This window comes from Shewanella sp. 10B, from assembly GCF_023475885.1.
In the GTDB taxonomy this organism is placed as follows: Bacteria; Pseudomonadota; Gammaproteobacteria; order Enterobacterales; family Shewanellaceae; genus Shewanella; species Shewanella mangrovisoli.
The window spans coordinates 1068176-1084390 of record NZ_JAMDJO010000001.1; the positions used below are offsets into that span (position 1 = coordinate 1068176).

Annotated in this window: 12 protein-coding genes; 7 read left to right on the forward strand and 5 right to left on the reverse strand. The window is 48.2% G+C overall.

What is annotated here, in order from left to right; translation table 11 throughout:
- Nucleotides 1–16: 16 nt before the first annotated feature.
- Nucleotides 17–2200 carry a putative bifunctional diguanylate cyclase/phosphodiesterase gene (locus M0415_RS04550; protein WP_249555361.1) on the forward strand — a complete coding sequence of 728 codons (2184 nt, stop codon included), beginning with the start codon at nt 17–19 and terminating at the stop codon, nt 2198–2200.
- 80 nt (nt 2201–2280) lie between these two features.
- Here M0415_RS04550 and M0415_RS04555 read toward each other — a convergent pair whose 3' ends face one another.
- Nucleotides 2281–2775: a YchJ family protein gene (locus M0415_RS04555; protein ID WP_249555360.1), complete on the reverse strand. Its 495-nt coding sequence runs from the start codon at nt 2773–2775 to the stop codon at nt 2281–2283.
- 27 nt (nt 2776–2802) lie between these two features.
- Complete coding sequence (locus tag M0415_RS04560) at nt 2803–3381, reverse strand: YybH family protein (protein WP_023267222.1); 579 nt, start codon at nt 3379–3381, stop codon at nt 2803–2805.
- 132 nt (nt 3382–3513) lie between these two features.
- On the opposite strand from M0415_RS04560, the gene smrA reads away from it, so the two are divergent.
- A complete protein-coding gene (gene smrA / locus M0415_RS04565; protein WP_249555358.1) occupies nt 3514–4104 on the forward strand; it encodes a DNA endonuclease SmrA in 591 nt (196 codons plus the stop codon).
- Between the two features lie 143 nt (nt 4105–4247).
- On the opposite strand, the gene M0415_RS04570 is transcribed toward smrA, so the two are convergent.
- Nucleotides 4248–6110: a M2 family metallopeptidase gene (locus M0415_RS04570; RefSeq protein WP_249555356.1), complete on the reverse strand. Its 1863-nt coding sequence runs from the start codon at nt 6108–6110 to the stop codon at nt 4248–4250.
- 218 nt (nt 6111–6328) lie between these two features.
- Here M0415_RS04570 and psrA point away from each other — a divergent pair, with 218 nt between their 5' ends.
- Nucleotides 6329–6967 (forward strand): TetR family transcriptional repressor PsrA, encoded by a 639-nt coding sequence (psrA, locus tag M0415_RS04575; RefSeq protein WP_249555354.1) that lies wholly within the window; start codon nt 6329–6331, stop codon nt 6965–6967.
- A 15-nt stretch (nt 6968–6982) separates the two neighbouring features.
- Entirely contained in the window at nt 6983–9262 is a 2280-nt protein-coding gene (locus tag M0415_RS04580) for an acyl-CoA dehydrogenase (protein ID WP_249555353.1), read from the forward strand.
- 141 nt (nt 9263–9403) lie between these two features.
- Here M0415_RS04580 and pyk read toward each other — a convergent pair whose 3' ends face one another.
- Both pyk and M0415_RS04590 read right to left on the reverse strand, forming a co-directional pair.
- Nucleotides 9404–10843 carry a pyruvate kinase gene (gene pyk / locus M0415_RS04585; RefSeq protein ID WP_088212341.1) on the reverse strand — a complete coding sequence of 480 codons (1440 nt, stop codon included), beginning with the start codon at nt 10841–10843 and terminating at the stop codon, nt 9404–9406.
- Nucleotides 10844–11028: 185 nt separating this feature from the next.
- A complete protein-coding gene (locus M0415_RS04590; protein ID WP_011622810.1) occupies nt 11029–11883 on the reverse strand; it encodes a MurR/RpiR family transcriptional regulator in 855 nt (284 codons plus the stop codon).
- Nucleotides 11884–12195: 312 nt separating this feature from the next.
- On the opposite strand from M0415_RS04590, the gene zwf reads away from it, so the two are divergent.
- Genes zwf through edd form a run of 3 tightly spaced genes read left to right on the forward strand, consistent with a single transcriptional unit; the run spans nt 12196 to nt 16215 of the window.
- Nucleotides 12196–13668: a glucose-6-phosphate dehydrogenase gene (gene zwf, locus M0415_RS04595; protein ID WP_011717106.1), complete on the forward strand. Its 1473-nt coding sequence runs from the start codon at nt 12196–12198 to the stop codon at nt 13666–13668.
- 9 nt (nt 13669–13677) lie between these two features.
- Nucleotides 13678–14376, forward strand: coding sequence for a 6-phosphogluconolactonase (gene pgl / locus M0415_RS04600; RefSeq protein ID WP_249555351.1), 699 nt, complete (start codon nt 13678–13680; stop codon nt 14374–14376).
- Nucleotides 14377–14388: 12 nt separating this feature from the next.
- On the forward strand, nt 14389–16215 hold the full coding sequence (edd, locus tag M0415_RS04605) for a phosphogluconate dehydratase (protein ID WP_011626134.1): 1827 nt from the start codon (nt 14389–14391) through the stop codon (nt 16213–16215).

The window sequence follows — 16215 nt, forward strand, 5'->3', positions numbered from 1 at the left end:
TTTTGTAGGAATCAGAGTGAAGCGACGTCAGCATCAGCATTTATTAGAGTCTTTAGTGCATTCCACGGCTAAACAGCAGGGTGATTTTACTAAGACCGCAGAGTTAGCCACTGAGCTACTTTGCCAAAATTTAGCCGTTTCTCTGGTGTCGGTTTGGATTTTTTCCGCCGACCAATCGAGCCAATCCCTAGTGGCGCAATTTGGCGCTATGCCCCTACAAGACACTCATCGTCCTTCGCAGTTGCAGACGCTGCCACGCTATTTAGATGAACTCAAAAATCATCGCCATATCGATGCGGGTAATACCCTTATCGATCCGCGTTTGACTGAGTTAGTCGACAACTATTTTATCCCTCGGCAAATTTTATCCAGTCTTGAGATTGGCATTCGCATTAATGGTCATCTCGAAGGGGTGCTTTGCCTCGAGCGAGCGCAAGTCACTCACCATTGGCACGATAGCGAAATCCATCTTGCCTGCCAAATGGCCGATCAACTGGCCTTAACGCTGGCCACCAAACATACCTATGATAAAGAAGAACGCCTAAGCCTGTTTCGCTGTGCCACCGAACAGTCACGCCAGATGAGCATGCTAATTAACCTGCACACCGAAAAAGTCGAATACGTTAATCAAGCCCATGAAGAGATCACCGGCTTAGCGCGTGAAAAAAGCATTGGCGCCAATTTACGTGAGTTAAGTTTTTTTAAGCAGCACAATCAATTAGCTGAGCAAACCTTAGCGCAGATCTTCAGAGGCGAGCAAGCCAAGGGCGAGGTACAATTCAATCGTGCCGATGGCAGTCGATATTGGCTCAAGTATGTGGTCAGTCAATTTATCACCGATCGCGGCAATCATTACGCCTTAGTGTCGGGCGAAGAAAGCACGGATGAACACAATTATAAGGCGGAGCTTGAGCGTTTAGCTTGGCGTTGCAGTCTCACTGGGCTGAATAATCGCAGTCACTTTAATCGGGTATTAGAGAAAACCACCAATGGGCTATTGCTGCTAGTCGATTTAGTCGCCTTTAAACGATTTAACGATACCTATGGTCATGAAAATGGCGACAGTTTGCTGATCGAAATTGGCCGCCGCTTAAAACATTTTTCGGAAATCAATAAGGCGACCGAAATCGCCCGTGTCGGTAGTGACGAATTTGCCGTGTTACTCACCGATGATAACGCGGTTTACGATCTGGATTATTTCAGCACCCGTCTATATCAGCATTTAGCCATGCCGATTTTAATTGGTCGTGAGCAAATCGAACCAAAACCCGCACTTGCGGTTGTCGATATCGCTTCGGTGGCGAATCTGTTCGCACCGCTGACCTGCGCCGATATTGCAGTGCAATACGCGAAGAAGAAAAAGGGCACGGCCATTCAAGTGTTTAACAGCACTTTGCTCAGTGCCTTTAAGGAAGATGCGCAAATCGAGCGTGATTTGCATAGCGCGATTCGCGGCCGTCAATTTGAACTTTATTATCAACCCTTACGGGATCTCGAGCAGCAAACCTATATCGGGGCCGAAGCCTTGATCCGTTGGCATCACCCCAAAAAAGGCGTGTTGTATCCCGGCGCGTTTATCGATATTGCCGAGCAATCTGGGATGATCAACGCCATTGGCAGTTGGGTACTCGAGGCCGCGTGCCGACAACTAAATATTTGGCAGCACCATAATGCCGATTTGAGCATGCATGTTAACGTATCGGCGCGGCAGTTTTTTAGCGGGAACCTGTATGAGCAAGTCTGGCAACTGCTGACGCGTTATCGTTTAAAGCCCAAAACCCTGATCCTTGAGATCACCGAGACGGAATTAATGGGCGATATTCGCCATGCCACGCTTTTGTGTCAAGAATTAGCGGAGCTGGGTGTGGGGCTGGCCATCGATGATTTTGGCACGGGCTATAGCTCGATGCGTTATCTTAAACAGTTCCCGATCAGTAAGTTAAAAATTGACCGCTCCTTTATCTCCGATCTCACCATTAGCCGCGAAAGCCAAGAAATCGTCTCGGCCATTATCGCGATGGCGAGTGCGCTCAATATTTCCTTGACCGCAGAAGGGGTTGAAACCGCCGAGCAGGAAGCATTTTTGGCCAAGAGTTTTTGTCATCAAGCGCAGGGATATTTATACAGTCCAGCTCTGCGAGAGCCGGAATTTGCGCAATTCTTATTGGCTGCGAAAGAACCTAGTCTTGTGACGCACTAACCATTCAGATTAGCTGCTCTGGCGATATAAAAACAAAAGGCAATCAATCGATTGCCTTTTGTTTTACAAACCATCTTTTGTTAACCCTTCATGCAGCACTGCTTAAACTTCTTACCGCTGTGGCAGACGCAGGGATCATTGCGCCCCGGTAATTTGGCATGCATTTGATGGCCTTTAGTGTAAAACCAACGACCTTGCTCGAAGATAAACTCGGAGCGCTCGTAAATGGCATCAATCTCGCCATTTATCTTATACCACGCCTTAAAGGTTACAGTACCGTGCTTGCGGCCATCGGGGTGAATGGTTTCATCGGCGGATAATACATCGAGCCCTAACCATTGGGGATGGGGACCTTGTTGGAGCTGTTCAAGGGTTAAGCCATCGAGGTAATCTGCATGGTGCGTTTTGATAATGTAATCAAAATTTTTCAACACAAAGGCGCAGTAGCGAGAGCGCATTAATTGCTCAGAACTGGTCGCTCGTTGTGCGCCAGAATCGAGCCCTAGATGCAGTGCTTGGCAGCAATCTTGATAGATTATTTTACTGCCGCAAAGGCAGGTTTTTTCGTGAGTCATAATAATATTGCTTTAAAATATAAACAATTATTGCTTTTTCTTTTGGCTATCAGGTAACGGTGGGAACTGGCGACCATAGTAAAGATTGGGTACAGGTTTGGCATTCAAATAGAAACTTGGCTCTGCACGGTTGTTCATATCCAGCGTAACGTTCCAGCGCTGCTGAGAGTCTTTTTGAGTGCCAATCACAAATTTGCCTGCAAACTCACTCACAGGTTCACCTGTCTCTTCAGCGGGGTAAAAACGCACTAGATAATAGCCAGTGTCAAACGCACTATTGCCCGATAACTTACGGTTAAGCACCCGAAAATCGATATCTATTCGGGCCTTTTTATTGCGGATTTTATCGAAAAATCGCTGGTAAATAGCAACGATACTCTCGCGGCCGTAATAAATTTCTTTACTTTGACTTTCAGAGAGATAACTTGCATCTTTCGAATAGATTTCTGCGGTAACTTCGGGGTCAAGCTCGGTAAATGCTTTAGTGAACAGCGGATAATTGGCATTGATCAGCTGATCGGTAGTCGTGGTAGTTTTGGCTTTTGTGGGAGTAGCAAAGCTTGGAAGTGACAATAGGCATATCAGGGCTAGCAGCAAAAATCTCATTACATTATTCTAATCAAGCATTCATGGCGCCACTATAATGGAGGTGCCCGCTGAACTAAAGGGTTGAATGTTTACAAAGTGTGTTTCTGTTCTAAAAGTGCACACTGAGCGTTAAGAGTGGAGGAGCTTGCCATGCTAGATGATGAATCGGCACTGTTTTTTGAAGAAATGGCGGGAGTTGTGCCACTTAAGGGCGATGTTAAGGCGGTTAATCTACAACCTAAGGCATTAACCGATGAGCAGCTTCAGCGTCGTGAAGCGCTGCAACGTGAAGCCTATTTGGCCTGTATGCCCTTGGATTTGAGTTTGATCCCGATTATTGCGCCCGATGATATTGCCAGTTTTAAGCGCGAAGGGGTACAAGGTGCAGTGTTTAAGCGCCTAAGGCTGGGGCAATACAGCATTAAGATGGAGTTAGATGTACATGCCTACCGTTTGAGTCAAGCCCGTGATGCCTTACTTAATTACTTACTAGCGGCGCAGAGCCATGGCGAACGCTGTGTGATGCTTATCCATGGCAAGGGCCATAACAGTAAACCCGTGGCTGGACTGCTCAAATCTGCCGTCTGCCATTGGTTGTCTCAACTTGATATGGTGCTGGCCTATCATTCGGCGAAAACCGAGCAGGGCGGCACGGGCGCTTTGTATGTGATGCTGACTAAATCCGAACAGCTTAAGATTGAGAATAAAGAGGCAAACCGTAAGGGAATGGGTTGGCGTTAATGGCTTTGTGGACGCATTGATTTTTCAGATAGTTACTCGCGTTCGTTATTAATGCCGAAGCTTAAAAAGAAAATGCCCAACATCGTTGGGCATTTCTATCGGTTTAGTTTAAGGCGTGGATATAACTGGCACCTGAGGCTGAATTACCAGCCACACTGACGATTTGCCGCCGTATTTTGCTCATCGAGCCAGATTTTAAGCGGCGCAAAATAATCGAGCACGGCTTTGGCATCCATCCCCTCAGTACCTGTCACTTCTTTTAAAGCAACTGGCCAAGGTTGACTCGCACCCAGCTCTAACATTTTATTGAGTTTTTCCCCTGCGGCTTGGTTGCCATAAATACTGCATCTGTGCACAGGCCCTTTATCGCCTGCGGTATCACACAGCGCCTTATGGAACTGGAATTGCAGAATATGCGCGAGGAAATAGCGGGTATAAGGCACGTTACCGGGCACATGGTACTTGGCACCTGGGTCAAAATCGGCTTCGCTACGGTCTGTCGGCGCCTTAACGCCTTGGTATTTCTCCCTTAATTCCCACCAGGCTTGGTTATATTGCGCTGGAGTGATTTCACCGCTAAAGACTTTCCAGCGCCACTGGTCAATCATCAAACCAAAGGGGAGGAAGGCGATTTTATCCAGAGCTTGCTTTAACAATAAGCCAATATCCTTGGAAGCATCGGGCACGTCTTCGAGCAAACCAATCTGTTTTAGATAGCTTGGGGTAATAGATAGCGCGATCGTGTCACCAATGGCCTCATGGAAACCATCATTGGCACTGTTTTTAAACAGGAAAGGTTGTTGTTTATAGGCACGTTGATAGAAGTTGTGTCCAAGTTCGTGGTGAATAACGGTAAAGTCTTCAGCGGTTTTTTGGATACACATCTTGATGCGAATATCGTCGAGATTGTCTAAATCCCACGCCGAGGCATGACAAACGACATCACGATCCTTAGGTTGTAAGAATAAAGAGCGGCTCCAGAAACTGTCCGGCAGCGGCGCAAAGCCTAACGAGGTGAAAAAGCTTTCAGCTTGTTTGACCATCTTGTGCTCATCATAGCCTTTCTGCTCGAGCAATTCTGTCACGTCGTAGCCAGGATCGGCATCGTCTGGGGCGACGAGATCGTACACATTACCCCATTGCTGCGCCCACATATTTCCCAATAAGTGGGCGGGAATAGGGCCTGTTTTTGGCGCGATAGCGTCACCGTATTCGTTATTCAGTTCGCCGCGAACATAACAATGCAGGGATTCGTAGAGGGGCTTAACTTGACCCCATAAACGGTCTAATTCCTGTGAAAATTCATCGGGTTTCATATCGTATTGGCTACGCCATAACTCAGAGAGGTTAGCGTAACCAAGATCTTTTGCCCCTTCGTTGGCGAGTTCAACTTCACGTTGAAACAGCGGGCGCATCGGTTTTGCAATTTCACGCCAGCCTTTCCACGCCTCAAGCAGCTTGGCTGGATCTCGCGATTCCGCCATCAGGCTCGACAGCTCTGGCTGGGTCATACACTTGCCGTCGGCGAAACAGTATTTGCCTTTACCGTAGAGTCCATTGAGCTCGGAGCTGATTTGCGCCAGCTCAGCATTTTTTGCGGGGTCAAGCGGCGCGGGTAATACGAGTGCGCTGCGCAGAATATTCAGTTTGCGCGCATTGGCCGGATCGAGTTCCACATTGGCGTATTTGGCGGCTTCGGTGGCGAATTTGACCGAAGCTGCACTGACTTTTTCACCCACTGCGGCCGAGAGCGCAGCGGTATCTTCGGTGATGAAGTTACTGTAAATCCATTCGGCGCGGTTAGCTTCAATAGAGAGCTGTGCCATCTGGGCTTCAGCATCTTGAATAAAGGCGATGGCCTGTGCTGTATCGGGCGCGGCATTAGTTGCAGCTGGTGCTGCTGCAGTAGTTTCGGCCTTGCTTTGGGCATCATTACAGGCGGTTAAGCCTAAGGTGAGCGCTATAGTGAGTGCGAGCGTGGTGGGACGATTCAATAGAATAGCCATGTATTGCAGTCCTTTGTTGTTTTTGTGTTAAGCATTCTACCTAAGCACAGTGTTTTTTGCACAGGACTTGATGAGTTTTCATGGTTTTTTGCAACGGATGTGAGTGGGCTGTTAATCCATGTCTGCAAGGCGCAGCTTATTTGGCCATTTTTCGTTTGACAACTCCCATACCAATGTTTAATTTAAACGAGTGTTTTAAATTAATTCAAGGTCACGGAATGGCAAGTCGATCCGATACAAAAACTAGAATACTTGATGCCGCAGAGAAGCTATTTGCCGAAAGGGGGTTTTCTGAGACGTCATTGCGACTTATCACGAGCAAGGCGGAGGTTAACTTAGCCTCGGTGAATTATCACTTTGGCTCTAAAAAAGAGTTAATCCGCGCCGTGTTAGCCCGCTATTTAGACGTGTTTATGCCCGCCGCATCGTTGGCAATAAAGCGTTTGCATACCGCGCCAACACAGGCTTCGTTAGAGGAGATTTTCTCTGCGTTAGTCGATCCATTATTGGATTTGAACGAGCTGCGCACCGAAGGCACGACAATTTTCCTTCAATTGCTGGGTCGCGGTTACATTGAAAGCCAAGGGCACCTGCGTTGGTTTATCACCACCCATTATGGGCAGCATTTAGACACCTTTGTAAAAGCTGTTTCGGCCAGTGCACCGCATATTCCTCCTGCTGAAATGTTTTGGCGCTTACACTTTACCCTAGGAACGATTGTTTTCACTATGGCCTCAGCCGATGCGCTCAATGATATTGCCGCGGCCGAATTTGGTGAGCATAACGACATCGAAGCCGTGATCCGTAAAGTGATCCCCTACATGGCCGCGGGCGTATCAGTCCCCGTGGCTTCTTAATAAAAGGTCTTGATTATGTTGACGATTATAATTATTGCCCTGATTGCGATTATTGCGCTGTTTGCAGTAAAGAGCCTTCGGATGCAATTTATCACCCAGCCTGTGTTTCACTTCTTTAAAAAAGTATTACCGCCATTATCCGATACCGAGCGCGAAGCGATGGAAGCGGGTGATGTGTGGTGGGAAGGCGAGCTATTCCGCGGTAATCCGAATTGGAATACCCTGCACAGCTACGGTAAACCCACCCTCACGGCTGAAGAGAAAGACTTTATCGATAATCAGGTGATGACCGCCCTGAAGATGATCGATGATTTCGACATTGTGCATAATCGTAAGGATTTGCCACCAGAGCTGTGGGACTACTTTAAGAAAGAAGGCTTTTTTGCGCTGATCATCCCTAAAAAGTTTGGTGGTCGTGCGTTTTCCGCCTACGCCAACTCGACAATTGTGAGTAAATTAGCCAGCCGCAGCGTGAGTGCCGCTGTCACTGTGATGGTGCCAAACTCATTAGGCCCTGGCGAGCTTTTGACTCACTATGGCACTAAAGAGCAAAAGGAGCGCTGGTTACCTGCATTAGCTAAGGGTGATGAGATCCCATGCTTTGCATTAACGGGCCCAGAAGCGGGCAGTGATGCGGGCGCTATCCCCGATGTGGGTATTGTTTGCCGTGGTGAGTTTAACGGCGAAGAAGTTTTAGGCCTTAAATTAACCTGGGACAAGCGATATATCACGCTCGCTCCTGTGGCAACCGTATTAGGTTTAGCCTTCCAGATGCGCGACCCTGATGGTCTGCTGGGCGATAAAAAGAATTTAGGCATTACCTGCGCCTTGATCCCAACCGATCACCCTGGTGTGGTGATTGGCCGTCGTCATAATCCGCTGAACATGGCGTTTATGAACGGAACCACTAAGGGCGAAGAAGTCTTTATTCCGCTGGATTGGATCATCGGTGGTCCTGAGTTTGCGGGCAGAGGCTGGCGCATGCTGGTTGAATGTTTATCGGCGGGTCGCGGTATTTCTCTGCCTGCATTGGCTACCGCTTCTGGCCATATGGCGACCAAAACCACCACGGCTTACAGCTATGTGCGTCACCAATTTGGCATGGCGATTGGTAATTTTGAAGGTGTGCAGGAAGCGCTGGCGCGCATTATCGCTAATACCTATCAATTGGAAGCGGCGCGCCGTTTAACTACGACGGGTATCGATCTTAAAGTTAAACCTTCAGTCGTGACGGCGATTGCCAAATTCCACATGACTGAACTTGGCCGCGCGGTGATGAACGATGCGATGGATATTCAGTCGGGTAAGGGCATCCAATTAGGACCTAAAAACTACTTAGGCCACCCTTATATGTCGAATCCTATTTCGATCACCGTTGAAGGGGCGAACATTTTGACTCGTTCCTTGATGATCTTTGGTCAAGGTGCGACCCGTTGCCATCCTTATGTGTTGGCCGAAATGGAAGCCGCGGCGATGGAAAACGAGCACGATGCGCTCGAGCGTTTCGACTCGCTGTTAATGGGCCATATGGGTTATGCCACTCGTAACGCGTTCAGCGCCTTATTTAACGCCTTGACTGCCAGCCGTTTCGGCAGTGCACCAGTGAGCGGCGAAACCAAGCAATACTATAAAGACATGTCGCGCCTTTCATCGGCATTAGCCTTAATGACAGACATTTCGATGCTGATCATGGGCGGCGATTTGAAGCGTAAGGAAATGTTGTCGGCACGCATGGGGGATGTGTTAAGCCAGCTGTACTTAGGCTCTGCCACCTTAAAACTGTTTGAAGACAATGGCCGTCAACAGGACGATTTACCCGCTGTGCGTTATGTGATGGCCAATCGCCTACATTTAGCGGCTAAGGCGCTCGAAGAAGTGATCCGTAACTTCCCGAACCGTCCATTTGCCTGGTTGCTACGTGCGCTGATTTTCCCAATCGGCAACCATTTCAACGCCCCGAGCGATAAAATGGCGACCGAATTAGTCTCTGGCATGCTAAAACCAAGTCCAGCCCGTGAACGCATTACGTTCCTATGCCCTGAGTTCGAAGGCGACGTGGGTGGTATTGCGGAGGTTGAACAGGCCTTCGTGACGCAATATGCCTGTAAAGAGATTTACAAGAAGCTCAAGAAAGCACAACGCGCCGGTGAGTTGCCAGCCAAAGTGCCTAATTTGGTGTTATTTGCTAAAGCGTTGGAGCAGGGCACTATAACTGAAGATGAGCATCAAAAGCTGTTACATGCCGATAAGTTGCGTTTAGCGGCCATCAATGTGAATGATTTTGAAGCGCTATAATCGGGTCGGCTAGCGCGACTACAATCGTTTCTAGCCGTGACAAGTGATAAAAAAACCACCTCAATTGAGGTGGTTTTTGTTTTTAAGCTTGATGACTCTTAGCCTTAGTCTTTACGTCTAGCTAATGCCAATCTGCAAAGATTAAGCAACGATCAACACTTTACAAGTGTTAGTGCCGCCGATGGTTTCCATCGCATCGCCCTTGGTCATTAATACCAAGTCGCCACTCTGCAGATAACCCGCAGTTGTTAAAGATTCCAGCGCTTTTTGCGCTAACTCATCGGCAGGATAAATGGTTGAGTCGAAGTAAATCGGTAACACACCACGATACAGTGCCATCTTCGCCAGAGTTGTCTCATGGCGTGATAAACCTAGGATAGGTAAAGATGAGCTGATACGAGACATCAGCTTAGGTGTTGCGCCAGACTCAGTTAAGGCAATAATTGCTTTAACGCCTTCTAAGTGGTTAGCAGCATACATAGTCGATAGTGCAATCGTTTCTTCAACTGAAGTGAAACGTGCATCTAATCTGTGCTTAGACACTTTCACGCTTGGGTGAGATTCGGCACCGATACACACGTTCGCCATCGCCTTCACGGTTTCTTCTGGGAAGTCACCTGCTGCAGTTTCGGCAGACAGCATCACAGCGTCAGTACCATCAAGCACGGCGTTGGCCACGTCCATGACTTCAGCACGCGTTGGCATTGGGCTCGAAATCATTGACTCCATCATTTGAGTCGCAGTGATCACGATTTTATTCAGTTGACGAGAGCGAGCGATTAGCTTCTTCTGTACTGCAACCAGTGCTGCGTCACCAATCTCAACCCCTAAGTCACCACGGGCAACCATGACGACGTCAGAGGCTAGGATCACATCATCCATCGCTTCTTCGCTAGCAACGGCTTCGGCACGTTCTACTTTTGCTACGATCAGTGCATTGCTGCCAGCTTGTTGCGCTAAAGAACGCGCGTATTCCAGATCGGCGCCGCTACGTGGGAAAGACACGGCTAAGTAATCCACTTGGATCATCGCCGCAGTCAGAATGTCTGCCTTGTCTTTTTCAGTCAGAGCCGCTGCAGATAAGCCACCACCTTGTTTGTTGATCCCCTTATTGTTTGATAGAGGGCCTGCAACGGTAACAGTCGTGTGCACTTTACGACCTTCAACGCGCTCAACACGCAGTTGCACACGGCCGTCGTCGAGCATCAGGATATCGCCAACATTCACATCGTCTGGCAATTGCTTGTAGTCGATACCGACTTGATTCTCGTCGCCTTCGCCTTTACCTAACTCGGCATCCAGAATGTAGGCTTGACCTAAGTTCAGTTGAACTTTTTTGTTGTCTTTAAAGGTAGATACACGGATCTTAGGACCTTGTAAGTCACCTAAAATAGCAACATGGACACCTAATTCTTTTGCAATTTCGCGAGCTTGAGTCGCGCGTTTGAGATGATCTTCGGGGGAGCCGTGGGAGAAGTTAAGACGAACAACGTTTGCACCTGCCGCGATAATACGGCGTAAGTTATCGTCACGGTCAGTGGCGGGGCCCAGAGTGGTGACGATTTTGGTTCTGCGGAACATAAGATACTCCGTTAAAGTTAAAAAAATCTTGGGGCTATATTACCATGCAATTCCAAATTATGTAGTAAAGTTACAATCAAATTGATCTAAAGTTATGTTTCAAATTTGTGAGGTATCGCTGAAATTTGCTTTAAAAAAGGCTAGACGGACGATTTGCACTAGCCTTTTTTAAGATAGGAAGTGAATTACAGTATCGGATCTTTATTGATACGAGACTCTTTCAACACTTCTTTCACACGTTTTAAATTGTCACGGAAACGCGGGCCACGGCGTAGGGTAAAACCAGTCGCCAATACATCTATAGTCACCAATTGCGCTAAACGCGAGGCCATTGGCAAATACATATCGGTATCTTCTGGCACTTCCATCGTCACGGGCAGTGTACATTCCATGGATAACGGTGAGTTACGAGCCGTAATACCAATCACAGCCGCGCCGTTTTCTCTCGCTAAACGCGCAATTTCAATCAATGACTTAGTGCGACCAGTATGGGAAATCAGCACCACAACGTCGCCTTCATTACTGTTAATGCAGCTCATACGTTGCATCAGAACATCGTCAAAACAGATGACAGGCACATTAAAACGGAAAAATTTATTCTGGGCATCATGGGCAACGGAGGCCGACGCGCCTAAACCAAAGAAGGAGATGGTTTTGGCTTGAGTCAGAATATCCACGGCTTTATTGATGGCAGTGACGTCTAAGCTTTGACGTGCGGTATCTAAGGAAGCCATTGAAGATTCGAAAATTTTTGTCGTATAAGACTCAGGAGAATCATCTTCTTCGACATGACGGCTCACATAAGGCGTACCGTTTGCGAGACTTTGCGCCAGATGTAACTTAAAATCAGGAAAGCCTTTAGTATCTAAGCGGCGACAGAAACGGTTCACAGTAGGTTCACTCACATCTGCCATCTTAGCTAGCGTGGCGATACTGGAATGAATTGCTGTTTGCGGAGAGGCTAAGATCACCTCTGCAACCTTGCGTTCTGACTTACTAAAATGGGTGAGGCTTTTTTGAACCTTTTCTAGGGTATTCATACGCGTACGTCCGCTAAATTGAGAATGTAATTTTATTTATTTTTGTTTAGTGCTGTTGATCTGTTTCAGGATCTCACTAATCGACACTGCTTAAGTAAGTTTTAAGTACATTTTTGAAATAAGAATTTACTATCATCAGTAATTTAAGCACAAAAAGCATATCAGATTTATGCCCTAGGTGCCTAGTTAGCTAGAATGTTAATATTGATAAAAATAGATGCATTTAACAAATTCTGTTGTTATATTACAACAAAAGTGTGGATTTCTTCATTGGCTTGAAGGGACACGACATACAAAGGAGAGCGTAACGCAATGGGCAAAACAACATCAGGCGCCAAAGCTTGTGACTTCGTACTCTTTGGTACTAAAGGCGACTTGGCACGACGCAAGTTGTTACCTTCTTTATACCAGCTAGATAAAGCTGAACTTCTGGATAAGAACACCAAAGTCATTGGGGTTGCGAAAGATGAGTTCAGTCAGGATGAATTTAGAGAACTCGTCATCCTTGCGTTAAAAACCTTCGTAAAAGAAGCCCTCTGCGAAGAGACTGTCCAACGCTTCTTGTCCCGCTGCCATTATGTCGGCACGAATTTCACCGAATCAGCAGGCTACAGCGCCTTCCATGAATTGCTCAAACCAGAAGAGCGCGTCATGGTCAGTTACTTTGCCACCCCTCCTGCGATTTTTGGCGATATCTGCCGCTGTTTACACGAACAAAATCTTATCCATAGCGATTCTCGCGTGGTACTCGAAAAGCCAATTGGCTCCGATCTCGCTTCTTCGCGCGTGATTAACGACCAAGTTTCTGCCTACTTCAAAGAAAACCAAGTTTATCGTATCGACCATTACTTAGGTAAAGAGACAGTACAAAACCTGATTGCACTGCGTTTCGCTAACTCGTTATTCGCATCTAAGTGGGACAACCGGACCATTGACCATGTCCAGATCACCGTTGCTGAAGAAGTGGGGATCGAAGGCCGTTGGGGTTACTTCGATAAAGCCGGTCAGATGCGCGACATGATCCAAAACCACTTACTGCAAGTGCTGACGCTGGTTGCGATGGATCCACCGGTTAACTTAGATGCCGACAGTATTCGCGATGAAAAAGTGAAAGTACTGAAGTCGCTGCGCCCAATCAATGCCGACAATGTGTATGAAAACACAGTCCGTGGTCAGTACAGCGCGGGCTTCCTCAAGGGCAGTCCAGTGCCAGGCTATTTAGAGGAAGAAGGCGCCAACCTTCAGTCCCACACCGAAACCTTTGTGGCGCTGCGTGTCGATATCGACAACTGGCGCTGGGCGGGCGTGCCATTTTATCTGCGTAGCGGTAAACGCATGCCGTTCAAGAGCTCTGAAATTGTGGTGTATTTTAAAAACCCACCACACAACTTGTATCGCTCAAGCTACCGTAACTTGCCACCTAACAAGTTAACCATCCGTCTGCAACCACACGAAGGGGTCGAGATCCAGATGATGAACAAGGTGCCGGGGCTAGAGCAGAAACAACGTTTACAAACAACTAAACTCGACTTGAGTTTCTCGGATACCTTTAAAAACGAGCGTATCGCCGATGCTTACGAGCGTCTGTTGCTCGAAGCCATGCTCGGTAACCAAGCGCTGTTCGTTCGCCGCGACGAAGTGGAACAAGCTTGGACTTGGGTGGATGGCATCATCCAATCATGGGAACAAAGTAACGAGAAACCGAAACCTTATCCTGCGGGCACCTGGGGACCTGTAGCGTCGGTCGCGCTGATCACCAAAGACGGCCGTTCGTGGGATGAATAGGGGGCTTCGATGATTAAAGAAACCGTATTTAAATCCTTTGATACACCCGCAGCACTTGAGCAGCAGTTGGCGAACAAAATCGCCAGCCAGTTGCAAGAGGCCGTGGATGCCCGTGGTAAGGCAAGTTTAGTCGTCTCCGGCGGCTCAACACCGCTGAAACTGTTTGAGCTCCTCAGCATGAAATCCATCGATTGGAGTGATGTTTATGTCACGCTCGCCGATGATCGCTGGGTAGATGTGGAAGACAGTGCATCGAATGAGCGTTTAGTGCGTGAACATTTACTGCAAAACCGCGCGGCCAATGCCAAGTTCCGTGGATTGAAGAATATGTTTTCCACCGCCGAAGCGGGCGCCGATATGACCGCCGAGTCGCTGTCTAATTTCCCGCGTCCCTTCGATGTGGTGGTGCTGGGTATGGGTAATGATGGTCACACTTGCTCATGGTTCCCTTGCAGCGCCGAACTAAATGATGCCTTGAGCACTCAAGCCCTGTGTGTGGCAACCAATCCCACCACGGCGCCCCATGGCCGGATCACATTATCTAAGAATGCGATCCTCAATAGCAGACAGATTTATCTGCATTTGGTCGGGGAACAGAAATTATCCGTATATCGTCAAGCCTTAGAAAATGATGATGTTAATGCTATGCCCATCAGAGCCGTGTTAGCGCAGCGTAAAACGCCCGTTGACGTGTTCTGGAGCGCTTAAGGAGTCACTCTCATGCACTCAGTCGTTCAATCTGTTACCGACAGAATTATTGCCCGTAGCAAAGCATCTCGTGAAGCGTATTTAGCCGCGTTAAATGATGCTCGTAACCATGGCGTACACCGTAGCTCGTTAAGCTGCGGTAACTTAGCCCACGGTTTTGCTGCTTGTAATCCAGATGACAAAAATTCATTGCGTCAACTGACTAAAGCCAACATCGGGATTATTACCGCATTCAACGACATGTTGTCTGCGCACCAACCCTATGAAACCTATCCTGAATTGCTGAAAAAAGCCTGTCAGGAAGTGGGTAGCGTTGCACAGGTCGCCGGTGGTGTACCTGCTATGTGTGACGGTGTGACTCAAGGTCAACCCGGGATGGAATTGAGCTTACTGAGCCGTGAAGTGATTGCCATGGCGACGGCGGTGGGCTTATCCCACAACATGTTCGATGGTGCCTTATTACTGGGTATTTGCGACAAAATCGTGCCGGGTTTATTGATTGGCGCCTTAAGTTTTGGTCATTTACCCATGCTGTTTGTGCCTGCAGGTCCAATGAAGTCGGGTATTCCTAACAAGGAAAAGGCCCGCATTCGCCAGCAATTTGCCCAAGGTAAAGTCGATAGAGCGCAGCTGCTTGAGGCCGAAGCCCAGTCTTACCACAGCGCTGGCACTTGTACTTTCTACGGTACGGCGAACTCGAACCAGCTAATGCTCGAAGTTATGGGGCTACAATTACCGGGTTCATCCTTCGTGAATCCTGACGATCCACTGCGCGAAGCCCTGAATAAAATGGCGGCCAAGCAGGTGTGTCGCTTAACCGAGCTGGGCACTCAATACAGCCCAATCGGTGAAGTCGTTAACGAAAAATCCGTGGTGAACGGCATAGTGGCGCTGCTGGCAACCGGTGGCTCAACTAACTTGACCATGCACATTGTGGCGGCGGCGCGTGCAGCCGGCATTATCGTGAACTGGGATGATTTTTCTGAATTATCAGACGCGGTTCCGTTACTTGCCCGTGTTTATCCAAACGGTCATGCGGACATTAACCACTTCCACGCCGCCGGCGGTATGGCTTTCCTGATCAAGGAATTACTCGATGCAGGCTTACTGCACGAGGATGTCAATACAGTTGCTGGTTTTGGTCTACGTCGCTACACCCAAGAGCCAAAATTACTCGATGGCGAGCTGCGTTGGGTCGATGGTCCAACCGTCAGCTTAGATACCGAAGTGTTAACCTCTGTCGCTACGCCTTTCCAAAACAATGGTGGCTTAAAACTGCTTAAAGGTAACTTAGGCCGCGCTGTGATTAAAGTGTCTGCCGTGCAAGAAAAACACCGTGTAGTTGAAGCGCCAGCCGTGGTGATTGACGATCAAAACAAACTCGATGCGCTGTTTAAATCCGGCGCGTTAGATAGAGATTGTGTGGTGGTAGTAAAAGGCCAAGGACCGAAAGCCAACGGTATGCCAGAGCTGCACAAGTTAACGCCGCTGTTAGGCTCTTTGCAGGACAAAGGCTTTAAAGTGGCACTGATGACCGACGGTCGTATGTCGGGCGCATCGGGCAAAGTACCTGCAGCGATTCACTTAACGCCTGAGGCTATCGATGGCGGGCTAATTGCCAAAGTGCAAGATGGCGATCTTATTCGTGTCGACGCGCTGACGGGCGAGCTGAGCTTATTAGTCTCTGATGCTGAACTTGCCGCGAGAACCGCTGCTGAAATTGATTTACGCCACTCACGCTATGGAATGGGCCGTGAGTTGTTTGGGGCGCTGCGTTCAAACTTAAGCAGTCCAGAAACCGGTGCGCGCAGTACCAGCGCCATTGACGAACTTTATTAA

Coding starts and splice junctions, on each gene's coding strand:
- M0415_RS04555 (WP_249555360.1), bottom strand. CDS start 2,775: ATGACTCACGAAAAAACCTGCCTTTGCGGCAGTAAAATAATCTATCAA.
- M0415_RS04560 (WP_023267222.1), bottom strand. CDS start 3,381: ATGAGATTTTTGCTGCTAGCCCTGATATGCCTATTGTCACTTCCAAGC.
- smrA (WP_249555358.1), top strand. CDS start 3,514: ATGCTAGATGATGAATCGGCACTGTTTTTTGAAGAAATGGCGGGAGTT.
- M0415_RS04570 (WP_249555356.1), bottom strand. CDS start 6,110: ATGGCTATTCTATTGAATCGTCCCACCACGCTCGCACTCACTATAGCG.
- psrA (WP_249555354.1), top strand. CDS start 6,329: ATGGCAAGTCGATCCGATACAAAAACTAGAATACTTGATGCCGCAGAG.
- M0415_RS04580 (WP_249555353.1), top strand. CDS start 6,983: ATGTTGACGATTATAATTATTGCCCTGATTGCGATTATTGCGCTGTTT.
- pyk (WP_088212341.1), bottom strand. CDS start 10,843: ATGTTCCGCAGAACCAAAATCGTCACCACTCTGGGCCCCGCCACTGAC.
- M0415_RS04590 (WP_011622810.1), bottom strand. CDS start 11,883: ATGAATACCCTAGAAAAGGTTCAAAAAAGCCTCACCCATTTTAGTAAG.
- zwf (WP_011717106.1), top strand. CDS start 12,196: ATGGGCAAAACAACATCAGGCGCCAAAGCTTGTGACTTCGTACTCTTT.
- pgl (WP_249555351.1), top strand. CDS start 13,678: ATGATTAAAGAAACCGTATTTAAATCCTTTGATACACCCGCAGCACTT.
- edd (WP_011626134.1), top strand. CDS start 14,389: ATGCACTCAGTCGTTCAATCTGTTACCGACAGAATTATTGCCCGTAGC.